Source organism: Flexistipes sp., from assembly GCF_036172515.1.
Taxonomy (GTDB): Bacteria; Chrysiogenota; Deferribacteres; order Deferribacterales; family Flexistipitaceae; genus Flexistipes.
In genome coordinates, this window is sequence record NZ_JAXKVW010000012.1 from 15,288 (window position 1) to 36,330 (window position 21,043).

The 21,043-nt window shown below is 38.8% G+C and carries 9 protein-coding genes; all 9 read left to right on the forward strand.

The genetic code is table 11. The features are described 5' to 3' along the window. Positions 1-389: 389 nt before the first annotated feature. The 9 genes from UMU13_RS08680 (at position 390) to UMU13_RS08720 (ending at position 20,979) form a co-directional block, all read left to right on the forward strand. Positions 390-3,212, forward strand: coding sequence for a CSLREA domain-containing protein (locus tag UMU13_RS08680; RefSeq protein ID WP_328218472.1), 2,823 nt, complete (start codon positions 390-392; stop codon positions 3,210-3,212). Between the two features lie 652 nt (positions 3,213-3,864). Further along, positions 3,865-9,054 (forward strand): autotransporter outer membrane beta-barrel domain-containing protein, encoded by a 5,190-nt coding sequence (locus UMU13_RS08685; protein WP_328218473.1) that lies wholly within the window; start codon positions 3,865-3,867, stop codon positions 9,052-9,054. 233 nt (positions 9,055-9,287) lie between these two features. Then, the gene (locus UMU13_RS08690; protein ID WP_328218475.1) at positions 9,288-10,724 is read left to right on the forward strand and encodes a nickel-dependent hydrogenase large subunit; all 1,437 of its coding nucleotides are present in this window, start codon (positions 9,288-9,290) and stop codon (positions 10,722-10,724) included. A 7-nt stretch (positions 10,725-10,731) separates the two neighbouring features. Further along, complete coding sequence (locus tag UMU13_RS08695; RefSeq protein WP_328218476.1) at positions 10,732-11,697, forward strand: hydrogenase small subunit; 966 nt, start codon at positions 10,732-10,734, stop codon at positions 11,695-11,697. Further along, on the forward strand, positions 11,694-14,354 hold the full coding sequence (locus UMU13_RS08700; protein WP_328218478.1) for an EAL domain-containing protein: 2,661 nt from the start codon (positions 11,694-11,696) through the stop codon (positions 14,352-14,354). The genes UMU13_RS08695 and UMU13_RS08700 overlap by 4 nt, the downstream gene beginning before the upstream one ends. A gap of 768 nt (positions 14,355-15,122) precedes the next feature. Beyond that, on the forward strand, positions 15,123-18,356 hold the full coding sequence (locus UMU13_RS08705) for a PAS domain S-box protein (RefSeq protein WP_328218480.1): 3,234 nt from the start codon (positions 15,123-15,125) through the stop codon (positions 18,354-18,356). 72 nt (positions 18,357-18,428) lie between these two features. Further along, positions 18,429-19,223, forward strand: coding sequence for an ABC transporter permease subunit (locus UMU13_RS08710; protein WP_328218481.1), 795 nt, complete (start codon positions 18,429-18,431; stop codon positions 19,221-19,223). A gap of 3 nt (positions 19,224-19,226) precedes the next feature. After that, positions 19,227-20,090, forward strand: coding sequence for a hypothetical protein (locus UMU13_RS08715; protein ID WP_328218483.1), 864 nt, complete (start codon positions 19,227-19,229; stop codon positions 20,088-20,090). Further along, positions 20,077-20,979 carry an ABC transporter ATP-binding protein gene (locus UMU13_RS08720; RefSeq protein WP_328218484.1) on the forward strand — a complete coding sequence of 301 codons (903 nt, stop codon included), beginning with the start codon at positions 20,077-20,079 and terminating at the stop codon, positions 20,977-20,979. Before UMU13_RS08715 ends, UMU13_RS08720 begins: the two co-directional genes overlap by 14 nt. The last annotated feature ends 64 nt before the right edge of the window (positions 20,980-21,043 follow it).

Below are 21,043 nucleotides of genomic sequence, written 5' to 3' on the forward strand. Positions count from 1 at the left end.
CTTATAAAATAACAATAAAGTTCTGAGCACTTAAATTTAAGTCCCCGAATATGTGGGATACTTATTCAAAAGTCAAAAGTCTCAACCTGCCATTTCGACCGGAAGCGAGCACTCAGTACGGTGCTCGGTGGAGCGGAGATAAAGCTCCTCCCCTAAATTAGGGGAGGTTGGGTGGGGTATGATATTAAGATGTTTGACGATAGAGACCTCTCGACTACGCTCGAGGTGACAGTTTTTTGCACATCATTAGCTATGGGCGGAAAAATAGAATGTTAAACATATTTACCAGTCTTTCAGACTGGTTCTGGTCACAGGCATCCTCTCAAAATCGAACTAAGTGCGAAACTTGATTAAATATGTTAAAATAAAAATAAAAAGTGGAGTTGATCATGAAAAAGTTATCTTATTTTATAGCTGTTTTCTTATTGTTGTTTCTCTACTCTTGCGGTGGTTCAGGTGGAGAATCTTCAGATTCCACTAATATACAGCCTGAAGCTCCAGCTGCTTCCGCAGTTCAGGTAACCGGAAGAGCTATTCTGGGACCATTAAGTAATGCAAATGTAAATGTTTATTGTTCAGATAATTTATCTGCTGCTGTTTTTGCTGGCAATACTTCAGATTATAACATCAACAGTTATAACCAGACAGGTATTTTCTCCTTTTCTGATAATAATTCGTGTTCTTTTTACCTGGTAGAGGTGAATGGAGGCAGCGATATTGATCCCAACGATGACGGAATTGTAAACACTACTGATATTATTAAAAACAGTGGAAAGATTCGGGCTTTCTTAACGGAAAGCTCTTTTACTGGCAACATCACTGTTAATGTTTTAACAGAGATAGCTTACAGACTTCTGCAAAGCAGGCTGGATATAGGGTATCTCAGCGTAAATGATTTAATAAGAGATTTAAACATAATTTCCGAAAAATTACTAAGCAGTGATATCACGGGTGATGATGTGATAAATTCGGATGACCTTCTTCACTTTGACCCTTTGGAACATAACATTTATTTTAAACATGCAGAGCCGGGTAAAAGCTACGAAGATTTACTCCCCGATGATAATACCAGTTCTTTGACCTTTATAGAATCTATATACGAAAATGTTCGTTTTAATTTAGATGATATTACCGGGAAAAATATCTCTGATGATTTATCTAACATTTATTACAAGGATGAAGACGGTGACGGTTACAGTGATAGAGACAATGCTGTAGTAAGTTACGAGAAACCTCCCGGATATTCTTCAATACCGCCGCCTATTATTGTTACCACGACAGAAGATACAATAAATCCTTCCGATAACAAAATTTCACTTCGTGAAGCTGTAAACAATGCTTACAGTAATCAGCCTGTTATTTTTGACCAGGCTTTGGACGGTGAAGTAATTTATCTGAATAAAATTGCAGATAATCATACCATATTAAAAGGTGAAGTTATGGGGATGAGAATGGAGCCGAGCGGGCCGGTATCATATCTCGAAGGGTATTTTGACCGGGATTACGGTAAATCTGCGCTGTATGCCCGAAAAAATCTAATTCTGGATGCATCAGATCTTACAAATGGAATAACACTTAAATGGGATGGAGTTTCTGATAATAAATATGCAAGAGTACTGGCAGTATATGGTGATCTTGTTTTGAAAAATGTGTCCATTACCGGCGGTAATAATAAAGCCGAAAAGCTGGATTCGAAAAGTCAGCCATGGACATTGTCCCGGGGCTGCGGTGTGGCAGTTTGGGGAACGGCGAAAATAATCGGCAGTAAGATATACCATAACAGTTGTCTGGGGGATTTTGACCAGGCAAGAGACAGGGGTGCCTTTGGCGGAGGAGTATATGCAAATATCGTTAAGATAGAAGACTCGGTTATCAGCGGTAATGAGGTTGTTGGTGTCGGAGCAGCCGGAGGTGGAGTTTATTCTGTCGGAGGCATAGATCCGTATTCCGATAATTCAATAATTAAAAGGTCAAGTATCTCCGGTAATCTTATTCAGGGGATGTTTGCTTACGGTGGTGGAATATATTCAGACGGCGGCAGTATAGGTAATCAGAAAAAAATTACAGTGGTTAATTCAACTGTAACGCAGAATCTCGCCGAGCCTTATCCATACCTTCCACCCTTTCTCCTGGATATGGGTTATTGGCGTGGCGGCGGCATTTACATGTCAAACGGCTATATGGAAATAAAAAGCTCCACAATTGTGAATAATGAAGTAGGTGGGAAACTTAGAATAGATGATTTGAATAAACCGAATATAGGCGGCGGCGGTATTGCAGCTACCATAGGAAACGCTCACGCTGTGGAAGATATGAAGATAAGCCAGTCTATAGTTGCCGGAAATAAACTGCATTATGATAACGGTACAATAAAAGCCGAAGACATTTTCACCGGCTCATTGCTGTCTTTTATTTCCGGTGGCTACAACTTGTTTGGTAAAGTTAATTTTGATCATATTTTAGTGCCTGTAGGAGAGTACTTGTGGAGATCTTTGATCAGAATACATTATCCGAAAGTGGGAGATGTAAACAGTGTTGATATGAGTCAGGTGCTTAATCTGACAACAGGTATTGAAGAATCTTCTATAATCAACTCAAAAGGTGTTGATGCAGGTGGGCCTGTGATACTTTATTACCGGCCCGCCGGTAATGCCCTGGATAAAATTCCTGACACTTATTCGGTGAATTATGTAGAAGGTCAATATAATTTGTCGGGCAGCACTGCAGACAGCGATTTCTTACGTATATTTTTAGACAGGCTGGAAAATTATCTGCAAGTAGATAACTTAACCAATAATTTTATAACTTCTTTTGAGGATTTTCTTTTGAATTACGATATAGACCCTGATACTTCAGGAATTCAGCATTATACAGATCCTGACAATAATTCCATTACTTCTTTGGATAATGTGAATTTCTATGGTCCTGCAGAAACCTGGCCTTCCAATCTTAGTAATTATCCTTATATTTTATTTTGGCAGAAACTTCGCGAATATATGCATGATAATTACAGCTTGAGTTATGATGAAAGTATTCTGAACGGAAATATCTGGGATAGCTTGTTTTCAACGGGATATTTAAACGAAAATTCAAATATTTATATGGATATTCTGACAAATACCTTGAACAATAGCATTTCTGTTTATGACCAGCTTGGTTTTGAGAGGCCTGCAAATTTGCAATCTGATATAGGTGCATTGGAGATAAATTAAAATAATCACTTTGAGAACTTTGGATAATTCAGTAAGTGCGGCTTCAGACGGGCAAAGTTTATTTTGCAAAACTATCATTGTAAGCACATTTGCATATTTGTTTACCATATAGCTTCATATGGTAAAGATTTACACCCGAGCACTTAAACTTTAAGTGCTCAGTGGAGTGGAGAAACCTTAAAGTGAAACTTTTGAATAATGTATACTTATAAATTTTACCACCCCTTAATCCCCTCCTAACTCTTTGATAGGAGGGGAGATAAAGCTCCTCCCCTAAATTAGGGGAGGTTGGGTGGGGTATGATATTAAGTTGTTTGACGATAGAGACCTCTCCGCTTCGGTCGAGGTGACAGTTTTTTGCATAGCATCAGCTATGATCGGATAAATAGAATGTTAAACATATTTACCAGTCTTTCAGATTGGTGTTAGCCGTAGGCATATTTGCAAAATTTGAGATAATAAGTTAAATTTAAAAAAAATTGAAAAATATTGGACATAATTTTTTTTAAGATGGTATAATATAAATAAATATCCAATTAGTATGTGACATTTATTCCTGAAAATTAAATAGGGAGGAAGGAAACATGCAGCCGTAAAGGTGTGCATGTATATATATTAAGTTACAGTAACTTATAAAAACAGGGGGAAGAAAATGAAACGTAGATTTTATCGAAAATCGGTAATGTTTTTGGGAGTGCTTTTGTTTGTATTTTTATCGGGTACAGCTCTTGCTGTCGACTACGGGGATAACATTACGGGTATATCAGGATTGTATACTAATTCTGATAATATCACCGCATCGGAAATTGTTGGCGATAATGAAAGCGCTAAAGCCTACGGTGTGTATGGGCTTAACGTGGACAATTTGTCTTTCCATAATACTACCAGCGGCAGTATAAGTGCTCACAGCAGTATCGGAAATGTAACAGATGGTAACAATTATTCCTCTGTTGCTACCGGTGTTTATCTTAGGGATAATGTTACACAGTTTAATAATGAGGGAGTTATATCTGCTGTTTCAGAGGCTGGAAGTTCTATCGACGGCTACTTAACTTCATCTGCCACAGGTGTTTTCAGTGATGCTGATATGAATAGTTTCAGCAACTCAGGAGATATTATTGTTAATGCAAATATTGGGAATAACAATGACAATAATTCAAATAATTATATTGATATTGAGGGAGTATCGGGGATATATATGACCGGTAGTGTTGATAATTTTTTGAACAGCGGCAATATTTCCGTTTCTGCTGAAGGCGGGAATGGAATAGGAAACCTGGATTCTTACTCCGATGTTTATATTGATAATGTTATAGGTGTAGAGTTAGGTTCATTGATAGAAAGCTTCAATAATACCGGAACAATATCGGTAGATGCAAAATTGGGGTTTAATGAAGGATATTACACATATAATGGGATAGAAAATGTTTACGGTATTAATGCTGGTTTTGTCAATGCTGACTTTAGTAACACAGGAGTAATAGATGTTAATGTTCAAACCGGTGATGCCAACAGTTTTGATGATGGACTGTCGTATATTGATGTTGTTTACGGAGTTAATTTAAATGGTGCAGTTGAGTCATTTACCAACTCCGGACAAATATCAGTCAGCGCTTTGACCGGGAATGCTAATGGTTACGATAATAGCGATTCATACATTTATGATGCTAATGGAGTATACTTAAGTTTTGTGGAGAGTTTTGAAAATTCCGGCTTTATAGATGTTAATGCTCAATCCGGTGATGCCAATGATAATTACACTGAATCTTATATTGAGTATGTTCGCGGTATATTTGTTGATAGTTTAAATGATTCATTTACCAACTCCGGACAAATATCAGTCAGCGCTTTAACCGGAGATGTTAATGGCTATAATTCTTATGCATATGTTGACGAAGTTGTTGGAGTTTCTTCTTATTTTAATGAGGGCGATTTCAGTAATGAAGGTTTGATTGATGTTAATGTTCAAACCGGTAATGCTGACAATATTTCATCCGGTTCTTTCATAAGTTATGTGTCAGGAGCCTCTGTTAATGGTGTTAATGACTTTCAAAATTCAGGAGATATTACTGTTAGTGCTGAAACAGGCAGTGCAAATGATAATGAAACTAACGTCAGTATAGACACTGTTTCCGGAGCATCAGTATATGGTGATGTGAATAATTTTAATAACTCAGGTAGTGTTATAGTAAGTACCACTACCGGTGATGCTAATGGCTATTCTTCGAATGCTGAATCGTACAACATTAAAGGAACTTTGCTTTCGGGCAATGTTGGTGATTTTAACAATTCGGGAAATATAGTGGTTGAAAATATTGTGGGGAATGCAAACGGTGACAGCAGTACAGTTAGAACATCTGATGTATTTGCTTTAGATAAAAACGATATTAATGCAGGAACTTATGGAGCTTATATTGGAAATGATTTTGATGTGAACAGTTTTGTCAACTCCGGCAATATAGAGGCTTCTGTAAAAGCAGGTGGCGCTATTGGTGATTATTCTGAAATTTACGCAGGTCATGTGCTGGGAGTTGATATAGGAAGCACTTCAGAGGTATTTTACACAGATTCAATTCCTTCAAATATCCCTCAATTACAGGGAACTGTACAACAAGTTCCATCATCTGGTTTACATGTCGGCTCATTTGAAAACAGCGGCACCATTTCCGCTTCTGCTGAAGCTGGAGATGCAGCCGGACAGGAATCTTGGGTAAGTGTTTTTACGGCAAATTCAGTTTGGATTGATTACAGCAAAGTGTTCAATTTCACAAATAAAGGGACCATGATTTCTCAGGGCTCAGCAGGCAGTGCAACAGGAATAGACTCAATAGTAGGTTTGTCTGATTTTGGTATGGGTTTTCTCGGTGAAGTGGGTAATTTTACAAATGAGGGAAGTATTGTCACAGAAGTATCAGCTGGTAACGCAACAGGAGAAGGTTCAGCTGTTTTAGTAGGTTCATCTGGAATGAAAGTAGGGGGTGCCTCAATAGATGAGGTTTCGTTGAAGGTGTCAAGAACATACTTCCCATATTTTCCTGTGTATGGAGTGCTTTTTGGCAATACATTATACAATTTTGAAAATTCGGGGACAGTTGCTGTTTCTGCCGAGGCAGGCAGCGCTATGGATAATAATTCCCGTGTGGGTGTCTCTGGGGTTTTAGGAGTCCTGGCAGGTATGAATCCGGAAACCGGAGGTGTTGGTAATTTTGTTAATGATGGTGACATTACGGTTGATGCAAGAACCGGCGATGCTTCCGGCTACGATAGCGATATAAGTATTTTTCAAACAGCCGGAGTTGGTGTGGCCTCCTATATGGATAATTTTACAAATACCGGTACTATTTCAGTAAATACTGAAGCGGGGGACGCTTCAGGAATTGAATCAGGAGTTGACCTTGGTGGGTTAACGGGGATTTTAGTAGGCTCCGGATATTACGGCGGCCTTGGGAATTTTATAAATGAAGGTTTAATTTCCGTCAGTTCACTGGGTGGCAATGCTGCTGCAGATAACACTTCTGTTGGAATTGAAGGTGTTACCGGTGCGAATTTTGATGCCTATTCGGACATGGTAAATAATTTTGAAAATACGGGTGATATTTCAGTAGACACTAAACTAGGTAATGCTGCAGGTAACAATACAGATGTGGATATTTGGGATGTTGCGGGTACAAGTTTTGATGCAAAGGTGGATAACTTTACAAATACCGGCACTATTTCTGTTAACGCTGAAACCGGTGAAGCTTCAGGGGATAATTCTGATATTGATATAGCTAATATAATAGGAGTTATGACAAGATACAGGTCAGTAAGAGCATTTATGGATGTAACGCCGGGTAGTGATAGTGGTGTTAATAACTTTACTAACTCAGGAAATATTAATGTTGTAGCTAAAAGTGGAGGTGCGCTTGGCTATGACACTACAGCCGAAATAGAAAGTATATTTGGAGGAGAATTTAATTCCTCCGTTGATAACCTTACAAACTCAGGGGAAATATCTGTAGTAGCCTCAGCAGGTGACGCTGCGGGAGATAATTCAACAGTTAATATTTCCGGTGTAGGTGGTTTGAGTTTTGAAACAGGAGTAAAAAATGCTGAAAATACAGGCTCTGTTTTGACAAGTGTAAGAGCCGGCGATGCATCAGGTGACAATTCGACTATTAATATTGAAGGAATAACTGGAATATATTTAGGCGGAGATTCTGAGTTTGTGAACAACGGACACATTGGAGTTTCAGTTACCGGTGGTAAAGGTTCAAATATAAATCAGGTTGCAGGAATGGTAGCCGCTGATACAGATAACACCACTATCGAAAATAACGGCTTGATTTCTGTAAAAATTGATGCAGAGCAGGCAGACTCTGTAGACAATGTTTCCGGCATTTATGTTGTACGCGCGCCCGGAGACACTGTTAACATATCCAATACCGGTATGATAAACCTGTGGAGCAGCGCTCCTGAGGCTGATTCAGATATTCGTACACTGAGAATCGGAGAAGACTCATCCGTAAGACTGCAGGATAAATTTGCAATTACTTTCGGTCAGATGGGTGTGGATGAAAGACCTATTTACATGGATAATAACTCAACACTCGATTTGAATGATGCCGGGCTTATAGCAAGAACCGGAACGGATTTAAGCTTCAACAGTCCATATTATCTCATTGAGAATGATAATGGTACGGTTTCGGGAGAATTCGGTAAACTATATAAAGGGTTTACCAATCCTGAAATAGGTGTTTCATGGTATGGCAGTGACAGGGGAGAGAATTCCGGCGTTGTTTTTGACTATAATCCACAAAATTCAACTCCTTCCCTTGGTGTTACAAACACTGGAATAATAGCAGATTCGATATTTGACAGGATACTCTCAGGCAGTTCATTTTCCGGCGGATTGTTTGCATCCGGTACCAAAGTGTATTATGCACAGGCCGAACAAAACGACAATACAGCAACTGATGCAGGCTCGTCACTGGGATATTTAAGTGGCAATGAGGCTGGTCCTCAGGAAAATAAAGATGCTGTCTATCTTTATCCTTTCTATGAGAGTTTGCAAGGTGATGATTTAGCTTATGATAGTACCGCAACAGGTTTAGTTTTGGGATATGAGAAGGGAATCGGAGACAGACTGCGTTTTGGAGTTTTCGGCGGCTATGCAAAAGGAAATCTTGATTTTGATATTCAGGGATCCGATGAAGAAGATCAGACATTCTATTCTCTGGGTATTAATCTCGACAGACTGGCAGGATACGGTTCTCCCTGGTATTTTGGTCTGAAAGCTATGGCATACCGGACAAATCACGACTATACAGGGTATACCGGACCAAGTTATCAGTTAACAGAAGACGCAGACTATGACAGTAACGGTCTTAAAGGTAGGTTAACTGTAGGTTACCGAATTGCTGGCAGCGATTGGGAAATTATGCCTAATGTTGGTGCTGAAATGACACGCTGGGAACTTGACAGTTTTACAACAGATGCATCAGATTCAGCCTGGGATAAGAAATACAGCAGTGAGAGCAACTCTTATACAACACTGATGGCGGGAATTTCCGGTGAAAAGAACTGGAGAACATCATCCAATAACAGACTTTACTTGGGAGCGCTGGTAAGACTGGAGCAGGTAGCCGGTGATAATGATATATCGGTTGATCAGGAGCTGGCTAACTTGAATTCCGGAAAAGTGGAAGTTGAGCAGGATATAAGTGATTTCTCCATTGTTGGTAAAGCAGAGCTTGGTATAGAAATTGGAAAACGTTACTCTTTTAGTTTGGTACCGGGAATAAAAATGAACTCTGACTATAAATCTTATTCCGGTCAGGCTGTATTTCGTTTGAAATTTTAAACTGACTAACGGAGTTTTGAATAGGTACCCCACCTTACTTTCCCTAAATCAGGGGGTAAGGTGGAAAATTTATAATGATTCAAAACTTTTGCTAATGCAAATAATTAAGTCCCCGGCCAGACCGGGGACTTTTTTTGTTTCTTTAACTATGTGACTTGATTAAAAATGTTATAAATTGTACAATTTCCTCATTGTTTGAGTCATATTTTGCTTCATCAAAAGGTAAGATTCTTATGTCAAAAAATTTGAAAATAGATCCTCTCACCCGCATTGAGGGGCATCTGAAAATCAGTGTGGAAGAGGAAGCCGGTACAGTCAAAGATGCGAAAGTTCATGGCGAAATGTACCGCGGTTTTGAAAAAATTCTCCATGGAAGGCACCCGTTTGATGCTGCGAGGATTACCCAGAGGGTATGCGGTATATGCCATGAGGTGCACGGGGTTGCTTCGGTAAAAGCTATTGAAAATTTGTACAAAGTGGATGTTCCTTTTAACGGTCTGATTCTCAGGGATTTGATTCTGGGCTTGCACGTTATCACCGATCACATCATTCATTTTTATAATCTGTGTCTTCCTGACTATGTTGATTTTAATGTTATCAGTGAGTATTCGGGATCGGACAGAAATCTTCTTAAAATAAAAGAGCTGATAACCCGCCCTTCCAACCCTTTTTTAAAAAGGAAAGAGAATGCAAAGCTCATCCGGAACGAAGATTTGTGTATCAGAATGGTTCGTAATTATTTTAAAGCTATTGATGTAAGGTCAAAAGCTGCTTCCGGACTTGCAATACTCGGAGCAAAAACACCTTTCTGCCAGGCGTTGCTGCCGGGCGGTATTACAACCGATGTTACACTGGATTCTTTGTATAAATATCACAAGGTACTGGAAGAAACAGCAGATTTTGTGATTCAGGATTATTACGCTGATGTGCAGATATTGTGCGAATATTTTCCGGAATATTTCGGTATAGGCTCAACTTATGATCGTTTCTTTGGTTATGAATCACTGTCAATGAGCTGGGAGCCGCTTTTTAAAGAGGGTGTTTTACACGACAGTAAACTCTATCCTATGGATTATAACAAAATAAGTGAAAGACTTGCATCATCATATTATGATGATGAAGGGAAACCGTATTATGGTAAGAACCATGCTTACTCTTGGATAAAGGCGCCTAGATATGATGGGCTTCCTATGGAGACCGGCCCTATCGCAAGGCTATTGATAAGCCACAATAAAACAATATCTACTGAAACTGCGAAATATTATCAAGGTGATGTTCTTTCTTCAACGATGTCCAGATTGCTGGCAAGAGTTGTGGAATGTAAAATAATTTTAAAATATTTGTTTGATCTGATTTCAAAATACAGACCCGGTGATGACAACATCGTAACTGTGGATCCGAATCAAAACATTACAGGTTCTGCTTTTGCAACCTCCATAGCTGCCAGGGGAGATCTGATGCATAAAATTTCAACGGTGGACGGCAGGATTGATGAGTATAATATGGTAATGCCCTCCACCTGGAATTTCGGGCCTTCTACTGGTAGTATGAAGGGTATCGTGGAAAAAGCGCTTATCGGCGTAAAATCTTCCGATGAAGCCTCAATAAAGTTGCATACGGAAAGGATTGTTAGGAGTTTTGATCCGTGTACGGCATGCTCAATACATTAGGTGGTTTATGTTAACAAGAAGGCAGCTGTTGCAACACAGTGCAAAACTATCCATGCTATTGTTCGGCAATAAAGCTTTTGCAGTTGATATTTTTGACGGCTTTATCAAACTTGAGGAAAAAAGGATAAAAGTGATTTTTATTCAGGGGCAGGTTTGTGCCGGCTGTTCGATCTCCATGATGTATGGCAATGAAACTAACTTTCTGCAGTTTATCAGGCATATTATTTCTCTTCAGGTGCATCCCATGCTCTCCTTTGAAAGTTCTTATGATTACCTTGAAATGCTTGAAAAAACAGTAAAAAACGGTGATTATATTCTTGTCTTTGAAGGAAGCATTCCAATGGGTATTCCCAACGCATGCAATATAGGGGGTATGCCTTTAAAAGAATTTATAAAACCTGCGGTTGAGAATGCTTCTATAATTGTGGCTTCCGGCACATGCTCTTCGCACGGCGGTATACCCGCAGCTGTGAATAATGAAACCGGAGCCGTATCCATTATCGAATACCTTGATATGCAGAATATTCAAAAGCCGTATTTACGTATTCCCGGCTGTCCTGTACACCCTGATTGGCTTATGGGCAGTATCTCCTATATTGCGGCCACCGGAAAAATCCCAAAAATAACGGAATTGAAAACGCCGAAAACATATTATAAAGACACTATTCATAACCATTGCAACAGGTTTCAGCATTTCAGCCAGGACTTATACCTATCTGATTATGCACAGGATAAAACCAACTGTCTCCTTAAAAAAGGCTGCCGGGGCCCTGTCACATATTCAGACTGCCCGATTCGGAACTGGAACGGCAATACGAATTTTTGTATTAAAAGCAATGCCCCCTGTGTGGGATGTGTTCATCCGGACTGGCCGTTTGACAGTGATATGTATATTACTGCTGAAAAGGTGGAAGATATCACCTGGTGGGAGATGCAGAAAAAAGTGAAAAACAGGGAAAAAGATAAAAAATGATGAAGCGGATAAAAAAATTTTTCAGACAACTTTCCGTTGATTTGCATTTTCTTGTACCTGTGACAGTAATAGTCTTCTTCTTGTGTCTCATTATAATCATTGCCAAGGACAAGATGGTAAGCGATGTTGAAAGTTCTCTCAACCGCTATATGGGTTATCTGAAAGATACGGTTTTTTTATCAACTTATGATTCCCTGAAAAAGGGAAATATGAAAGTTTTTGAAGATATACTGACACAAATAGGTACGTATGAGCAGGTGAAGGAATTTTCGCTTATAAATAAAAACGGCAAAGTTGTGTACTCCACCAACAAGGAATTTTTGAAAACCACAGATTCTAAAGCGGCAGAAATCAGCAGACCTTTGACAGAAGCCGGACGTGATAAAATTACTTATTATTTTCCTGTAGTTACAGTGGATTACTGCACCCGGTGTCACAGGCAGTGGGAAAGCGGTGAAATAAACTCGGTGTACAGAATTTCGTTAAACAATTCTTCTTTTGTTAATTTGGTGAATATTTCAAGTTTTTCCAATAAAGCTATCTTTATCGGCGGATTCATTGCCATTCTTCTTATTTATATTCTTTATTCGTATATTAAGCAGCTGAGATTCAGTGAAATTATTTCTGAAAGTGAAAAGAAGTACAGGTCGTTGTTTGAAAATATTATGGATGTTCAGTTCTGTATAAATGAAAACGGTGAACTTATTCTTATAAGTCCTTCCGGTGTTGGTTTACTTAACTACAGAGATAAAAATGAAATTTTGTATAAGAACTTTTCTTCTAAACTTCTGTATGACGAACAGACTTATCAGGATTTGGTAAAGAAAGTTTATTCAGAAAAGGAAGTTTACGGCTATGAGATGATTCTTAAGAAAAAGAATGGAGAACCGTTAATTGCCGAGGCCAACATGCGTCTTGTGGAAAAGGGCGGAGAAAAGATTATAGAAGGTATTTTCAGAGATATCACTGAGCGTAAAAACAATGAGAAACAGCTTCAGCTTCTTGCGAGTGTATTTGAAAATACCATAGAATCAATTATGATTGTCAGTTCTGACGGGAAAATTCAAAAAGTTAACCAGGCTTTTCTTGATTCCACGGGTTATTCAGAAGAAGAGATTGTGGATTTCTCACCTTTGGAAATTCAGCCGTTTAATGAAAACAGAAGATATCTGTTAAAAGTGGCGGCTGAAGTGAGAAAAAATGACAGATGGAAAGGAGAGATATGGTGCCGTAAAAAAACCGGTGAAATCTTCCCCCAATGGATGTCGGTGAGTGTCTTGAAAGATGATAACGACAATGTGATGAATTATATCATACTTATGCATGATATAACTTCGCTTAAAAAAAGTGAAGAAGAACTGAGGCATCAGGCGACCCACGATATGCTCACAGGTCTTCCCAACAGACAGCTGTTTGAAGACAGATTAAAAAGGGCGGTTGCTCATCATGAAAGATACGGCGGCAAGTTTGCACTTCTTTTCATAGATCTGGACAACTTTAAAAATATTAACGACACGCTGGGACATAAAATCGGCGATCTTTTGCTTATCAAGGCGGGCGAAACCCTCCTGGATTGCTGCAGGGAATCTGACACGGTTGCCAGGCTGGGTGGGGATGAGTTTACCATTATACTGAATGATATCGAAGATGAAAACGGTATTGTTACTGTTACTGAAAGGATATTAAAGGCCGTTGCTTCTGCCAAGAAGGTCGGCGGACATGAAGTGTATACAAGTGTAAGCATCGGAATTGCAGTTTATCCTGCAGATGGCAGGAATTCTGTATCCTTAATAAAAAATGCGGACATGGCTATGTACAAAGCAAAAGAGCTGGGAGCCAATGATTATTATTTTTACAACAGCGATCTTAAAGTCAGGCTGGAGAGGAAGATTTCTCTTACTACAAAACTGGCCAAGGCTCTGGAAGAAGATGATATAAAAGTGTATTTTCAGCCACTCGTCGATTTGACATCCGGAAAAATAACTGGTGCGGAGGCACTGGCAAGGTGGCAGACGGATACATCCCGTTTTATACGCCCGGATGAATTTATAGAAGCGGCTGAAGAAAGCGGACTGATAGGTACTCTGGGAGATCATGTGCTGAATAAAAGTTGTGAGAATTTAAGAAAATGGCACGATGCAGGTTTTGAAAATTTAACAATATCGGTAAATCTGTCGGTGAAACAGATGAACGATCTGAATCTTGTGACAAAAACCAAGAATGCCTTGAAAAAATATTCGCTGAAACCAACTGATCTTGTTTATGAGATTACGGAAAATGTGGCAATGAAGGATTTTGATGCTACGCTTGCTCTTTTTAAAGAATTGAGCGGACTTGGTGTAAAAATATCTATGGATGATTTCGGTACTGGCTATTCCTCTCTTGCCTATCTGAAACAATTTCCATTGAATTCTATAAAGATAGACAAGGTATTTTTGCAGAATATTCCTGATAATGAAAAGGATAATAACCTTATAAAGGGTATAGTCTGGATGGCTAAAAGTCTGGGATTGAATGTTGTTGCTGAAGGAGTGGAGAATAAATCCCAATCCGACTTCCTGCGGGAAATCGGATGCAACGGATGCCAGGGATATTACTACAGCCGGCCTTTGCCGGAAGATGAGTTTTTTGACTATTTAAAAGGCAGTAAGGCGTGACGCGTAATGCGTAATGCGTGAAAAGTGAGGTAGAGAGATGGTGAAGTGGGGAAGTAGGGAAACAATTTCCGTTTTTTCAAGTCATTACGAGGAGTCCGCTCAATGGCGGACGAAGCGGTAATCTCAAGTATGAGATTGCTTCGTCGCTAGCACTCCTCGCAATGACCGTAAACGTCATCGCGAGGGCGGCAGCCCGTGGCGATCTCATGACCTGCATACGAGATTGCTTCGCTACGCTCGTAATGACCGTACTGTGAGTTTGTTTCGTCGTTGTGACTCTTTGCAAGAATGCCTACGGTTAGCACCAGTCTTTTGACTGGTAAATATGTTTAACATTCTATTTATTCACCTAAAGGTGAATTCCAGACGTTTTTTGGGAGTCATTACGAGGGACAAAGTCCCGAAGTAATCTCATGTCCCGTAAGTGAGAATACTTCTTAAATACGAGATTGCTTCGTCGTTAGCACTTCTCGCAATGACGGCCTTTGGCCTCGTTGTTAGCACTCCCTGAACTGTTAAATGCCAGAGGCAATCAGCATAGCTCATATTTAACAGGGTGAACAAAGACGAGTAAAAAGTAAAAGTGCGATACTTGAATTCTTATTTTTCGCCATTCCTATGAACCACTGTTATGTGGTGAAGAGAAAACTGTTTCATGTGAAGTGATATAATAAACATATATGCGGGTATATTTATTCAGATGTCTATTGTTACAAGTGATGTATTTGATGTATAATTAAAAGACTTGCATATTTTTGGAGACAAATTTTGAGGAATAAACTCTTTCTTTTGGTCCTGCTTGCGGTATTTTTGTTTATAAGCGGCTGTTTTCATGAAAACAAGCTTACCCCTGAGGAAAGGGCATATCTTGAGAAAAAAGAGACAATTACGTTTGTAAGCCAGAACAGATACCCTCCATTTGAATATGTGAACAATTACGGTCAGATAACCGGAATGAGTATTGAACTGGCACGCTGGATGGGGATTGAATACAATTTTCAGCCCCGTTTTCTACACACGACTTTCGCAAACGCCAAGGAAATGGTTTTGTCAGGAGAGGCTGATGTTATAACCACATTTTTTTATTCCCGCAAAAGAGATAAAAAATATGAATTCACTGATATGATATTCCGGGTTCCGGCTTCCATCTTTGTAAAAGATAACAATACAACAATCCAGGGCAGCGAGGATTTAAACGGAGCAACTCTGGCAATTCAGCGGGGAGATTATGCGCTGGATTTTCTGGCAAGCAAAAACATCAACTATAATATCCTGTATACTGATAATTTTGAAGAGGCGGCAAATAAGGTCTTAACAGGGAAAGCTGATGCTACTGTGGCTGACGAGCAGATAGTAATTCACTATCTGAAAGACAACAATTTGCTGAACGAAATAAAAATAGTGGGAGATCCCCTTTATGTGGGCAAAGACTGCATGGCTGTTGCCGAAGGCAATGATATTCTTGTTTCCGTCCTCAGCAAAGCGGTGAGAAGAGCTAAAGATACGGGAGTCCTTAAAAAGATTGAGCACAAATGGATGGGAACAAAGCTGACTCCTGCTTATGTCAAATATATCCCCTATCTTATTTTATTTCTTTTGATACTTGTTGGACTGGTTATTACGGTTTGGTACTGGAATATAAGCCTGAAAAAGCAGGTTTATTTAAAAACAATGGATTTGAGAAAACGGGAAAAGAACCTGCTGGATATATTAAGAGCGGCAAGAGATGTCGCAATAATAAAAGCCGAGCTTGTAAATGACTTATGGAAAATTGTTATTTTTAACAAGGGGGCTTCCAGGCTTTTCGAATATGAATCATCAGAAATTGTTGGAAAGTCGATATTAAAGCTGTTCCCGGAAGCCGAAAAAGAAAGTATCCAAGATCTGATTAATCAAATAATTTCGGGAAATTCTGAAATAAAACACGACGGAATAAAAGGAGAAATGGATTTCCGGAAAAAAGGCGGGCAAAACTTTCCGGCTTTATTTACTATTAATCCTGTTTACGACAATAAGGGGGTTGTCAATTCGATAATTCTGGTGGCAACGGATATTACCAAACGGAAAAAAGCGGAAAAAGCTATTGCCGAAAGTGCAGAGCGTATGAATGCACTGATAAATGCTTCGCCGGATTTTATCTGCTTTAAAGATGAAAAAGGGCGCTGGCTTATCGCAAACGAGGCTGCACTTGAATTATTTTCTCTTAAAAATGTTGATTATTATAAAAAGACAGATGCTGAATTAGCTGAATTAGTGGGCGACTGCTACAAAGAAGCTTTTATAAATTGTCTGAAAACTGATGAAGAAGCATGGAAGAGCGGGAATGTATACAGGTCTGAGGAGCGTATTGTTTCTCCGGATGGTACTGAAAATGTGTTTGATATGTTTAAAGTTCCTATTTTTAACGAAAATGGTGAGAGAAAAAATTTGGTTATTCTCGGCAGAGATATTACGGAACTCAAACGGTACGAGAAAGAAATTCTGGAAGAAAGGGAGTATTTAAGTGTAACCCTCCGCTCAATCGGGGATGCCGTGATCTCAACCGACGTGAATGGAAAAATTGTGGTTATCAACAGAGTGGCGGAGGAGTTGACAGGATATTCAAGGAATGAGGCTGCAGACAGAGATATAGACAGTGTTTTTAATATAGTTGACAGAAAGACGGGAAGACGCCTTGAAAGCCCATATCAAAGGGTTTTGCAAAGCGGTAAAAATATCACACTGGAAAATGACATTCTTCTTATCTCTAAAAACGGGGATCAGTATATCATCTCCGACAGCGGAGCTCCGATTTTTGACAACGAAAAAAATATAATCGGTGTTGTTATTGTTTTCAGGGATATTACGGAAAACGAGATGATGCAGCAGGAACTGCTAAAAATGGAAAAACTTAAATCAGTGGGAGTATTGGCCGGGGGTATAGCTCACGATTTTAATAATATTCTGACGGCAATAAGTTCAAATATTTCACTCGTCAGAATAATAAATGATGAGAAGAAAGCTGAGAAAATATATGAAAAGGTTGATAATTCTATTGAGCGGGCTAAAAAACTGACAAATCAGCTTCTGACATTTTCCAAAGGAGGTTCTCCTGTAAAAAAAATAACCCAGATCAAAGATATTATAAAGGATACTGTTGATTTTACTTTGGCAGGTTCGAATGTAAAAGTTGTTTACCAGTTTGAACCGGATACGCCGCCGTTATATGTTGACAGCAATCAGGTGAGTCAGGTGTTTCAAAATTTGGCAGTTAATGCCAGGGATGCCATGGAAAACGGCGGTAAACTTATGATACAGGTGGAAAAGGCTGATATTACCGATGATAAAAAACTGAATCCCGGTGAATATCTAAGGATTAAGTTTATAGATGAAGGCAAGGGGATATCTCCTGAAACTCAGCAGAAAATTTTTGACCCTTTTTTCACTACGAAAACAGGCGGTTCCGGACTGGGGCTTGCAACATCCTATTCGATAATTACAAAGCACGGCGGTACGATTGAATTGGATTCAAAAGAGGGACTGGGGGCCACTTTTACAGTGGATCTGCCTGTAAACAGAGATATCGGCGATATGACTGATATTTATGATGATACCATTGTCAGAGATAAATATGAGATTAAAGAAAGAGACGTTTTTAAAAATAAGAGGATTTTTATGCTGGATGATGAGGCGCCAATATTGGAAAGTTCGCGTATTTATCTGGAAATGATTGGATTTGAGGTGACAACAGCTGCAAGTGAGGACGAGGTTTATGAGAAATTCCAAAAAAATATCTTTGATATTGCGATTCTTGATCTTACCATTCCGGGCTCAAGAAGCGGTGAGCAGATTCTCCAGGATATCAAGGAAATAGACGAAAAAGTCAAAACAGTTGTCACAAGCGGATATTCGGAAAATGATGTAATGAAAAATTATAAGGATTACGGGTTTGATGAGTGTATTTTGAAACCTTTTGATTTTTCGAAGCTTGAAAATATCTTGCAGTCGCTTTTGAATGGGTGATTGATTTTTTGCATGAAATAGTTTATTTATTTGATAATAATGAGGTTAATTTAACAGCGGGAGAGTAACAATATGATTAGTCTGATAGCCGTACAAACATTGAAAAACAGTGTTAAAGATAAAATTTTCTGGCTTATTGTTTCGCTGATTGTGGTGTTTGCAGTTGTGCCTTTTTTCAGTTCTTTCTCCATGAGACAGATTCAGGAGGTTTCCATAACGATGTCTCTGACGCTGAATTCCACGATTTTGCTGTTTTTGGCGGTTTTCGGAGGTGTTGCCACTGTCTGGCGTGATATAGAACGCAAATATGTCTACACAGTTCTCGGCAATCCTGTGAGCAGGACAAGTTTTATTCTCGGAAGGTTTGCAGGCTTTGCTGTTATAATGCTGATTCTGATGCTTTTGAATATTGTGTTTTCATTTATTGTGATAAAAATATCTGCAGCAATGTATGAATCAAATTTACCTGTTTTATGGGGAAATATTCTGACAGCATTCTGTTTCCAATATCTCAAATATTTACTGGTGATGGCTTTCGGTTTTCTTTTTTCGTCATTCTCCACATCTTTTTTTGTACCCTTTTTTGCAACCGTTGCCGTCTATATCGCAGGCAATGCATCCCAGGGAATTTATGAATATGTTTTACAGAAGGCTGCAGCTGACTATTCAGCTTTTTTTGAAATTGTTGTAAAGGGTGTTTACTATATCCTGCCGAATTTCTCCGGGCTGGATTTTGTTGCCAATGCTACTTATGCGCTGGATATAGCTTTAACAGATGTGATATTCTCTTTTTGTTATTTTCTGATTTATTTCACTCTGATTTTTTCCCTGACTCTGATAATTTTTAATAAAAGGGATTTTACTTAATATATGAAGAAGATTTATTTGATATTTATAGTTTTTTTAGTGGTTTTTGCTCTCTTTTTGCCTGAGTTCAAGCAAAACATGAATCAGCGTTCCGGTCTGGAAAAGCTCGGATACACACCCCAGGGAGAGTTGTATAAGTCGGTTTTGGGCGAATTCAGATGGTTTATGGGGGATTATCTCACTTTTAAATCTATTATTTATTATGGGGGCAAAGTAAATGAGCTCAGGCAAAGAAAATATAAAGAAGTTGAGTTTTACAATCTTTTCAGGACAATTGAAACATCTATTATTTTGAATCCCTATCACGAAGACAGTTATTATTTTGCCCAGGCTGCTTTTGTATGGGACATTGGAAGGGTGAAAGAAGTTAATGCGCTTTTAAAATATGTGATGAAATACAGAATCTGGGATTACAGAATACCGTTTTTTCTTGGATTTAATTACAGTTATTTTATGAAAGACTATGAGAAAGCTGCAAAATATTTCAGAAAAGCAGCTGAAATCAGCGGTTCCCCCCTTTTCACAAAACTTGCTGCGAGATATTTTTATGAAGGCGGTGAAACGGAACTGGGGATAGTTTTTTTGAAGTACATGTATGAAAATGCACGCAAGGAAGCTGTCAAAGAGTCATATAAATTAAGGCTGGAAGCGCTTAAAATGATAAAAATGCTCGAAGATGGCGTGAGTGAGCATAAAAAACGATTTAACAGTTTACCGGAAAATCTGGATCAGCTTGTGGAAAAAGGGATACTTGATAAAATTCCCCAGGACCCCTACGGCGGGGAATTTTATATCAATGAAAAGGGTAAAATAAGAACAACCAGTAAGCTGACTAACAAAAAGGGTGAGAAAAATGAAGGCAGTTGAATGTGATAATATCTTTAAACAGTTTAAATATAAGGGAGAAAAAATTCAGGCTTTGAACGGTTTGGATTTACATATTGAAGAAGGGGAGATGTACGGTTTTCTGGGGCCTAATGGTGCTGGTAAAAGTACAACTATTAAAATTCTAATGGATTTTATAAGAGCTGATAAAGGAAGTACTAAAATTTTCGGTATAGATTCCAAAGATGTAAAATCCAGAGCTAAAATCGGGTTTTTACCCGAAAATCCCGTTTTTATGGACAATCTGACCGGCCGGGAAATTTTACGATTTGCCGGAAAATCCCATGGTATGGACAGTGACGAAATCAATAAAAAAAGCAAAGAGCTTTTGAAAAGGGTTGAGTTGACAGAAGCTTCTGACAGAGCCGTAAGAAAATACAGCAAGGGAATGATTCAGCGGATAGGTTTTGCAGCAGCAATAATACATGCTCCTGAGCTTCTAATATTGGATGAACCGATGAGCGGACTGGATCCTCTGGGCAGGGTACTGTTCAAAGATATGTTAAAAGAGCTTAATGAGAAAGGTACAACCATCTTCTTCAGTTCACACATTATCCCTGATATTGAAGATATTTGTACAAAAATCGGTATTATAAAAAACGGCAGGATGTATAATGAAATAGATGATACGGAACTTAAATATTACAGTACCGAAAGTTTCAGAATTATTTACAGAGATGAAGGAATTTTGCCTGCTGAGTTTAAGGATGATGCCGTTAAGGTTAGTGAGGAACTGAGCAGTGTTAATGTATCGAAATCCCGCCTTGACCTGGTTTTATCGAAAATGAAAGAAGAGAATTTTGATATTGTTGACATCCAGCCGCAGAAAAAGGATCTGGAAGACTTGTTTGTGGAAATTTCCGAAAAGTGAATTAGTTGAATAGTATATTTGCTGAGTGGACAAGTGGTTAAGTAGTTGAGTGGGAAGTTAGGGT

Excerpts from the sequence above, each read along its gene's own strand:
- UMU13_RS08690 (WP_328218475.1), top strand. The coding sequence starts at position 9,288 with ATGTCAAAAAATTTGAAAATAGATCCTCTCACCCGCATTGAGGGGCAT.
- UMU13_RS08715 (WP_328218483.1), top strand. The coding sequence starts at position 19,227 with ATGAAGAAGATTTATTTGATATTTATAGTTTTTTTAGTGGTTTTTGCT.
- UMU13_RS08710 (WP_328218481.1), top strand. The coding sequence starts at position 18,429 with ATGATTAGTCTGATAGCCGTACAAACATTGAAAAACAGTGTTAAAGAT.
- UMU13_RS08720 (WP_328218484.1), top strand. The coding sequence starts at position 20,077 with ATGAAGGCAGTTGAATGTGATAATATCTTTAAACAGTTTAAATATAAG.
- UMU13_RS08700 (WP_328218478.1), top strand. The coding sequence starts at position 11,694 with ATGATGAAGCGGATAAAAAAATTTTTCAGACAACTTTCCGTTGATTTG.
- UMU13_RS08680 (WP_328218472.1), top strand. The coding sequence starts at position 390 with ATGAAAAAGTTATCTTATTTTATAGCTGTTTTCTTATTGTTGTTTCTC.
- UMU13_RS08685 (WP_328218473.1), top strand. The coding sequence starts at position 3,865 with ATGAAACGTAGATTTTATCGAAAATCGGTAATGTTTTTGGGAGTGCTT.
- UMU13_RS08695 (WP_328218476.1), top strand. The coding sequence starts at position 10,732 with ATGTTAACAAGAAGGCAGCTGTTGCAACACAGTGCAAAACTATCCATG.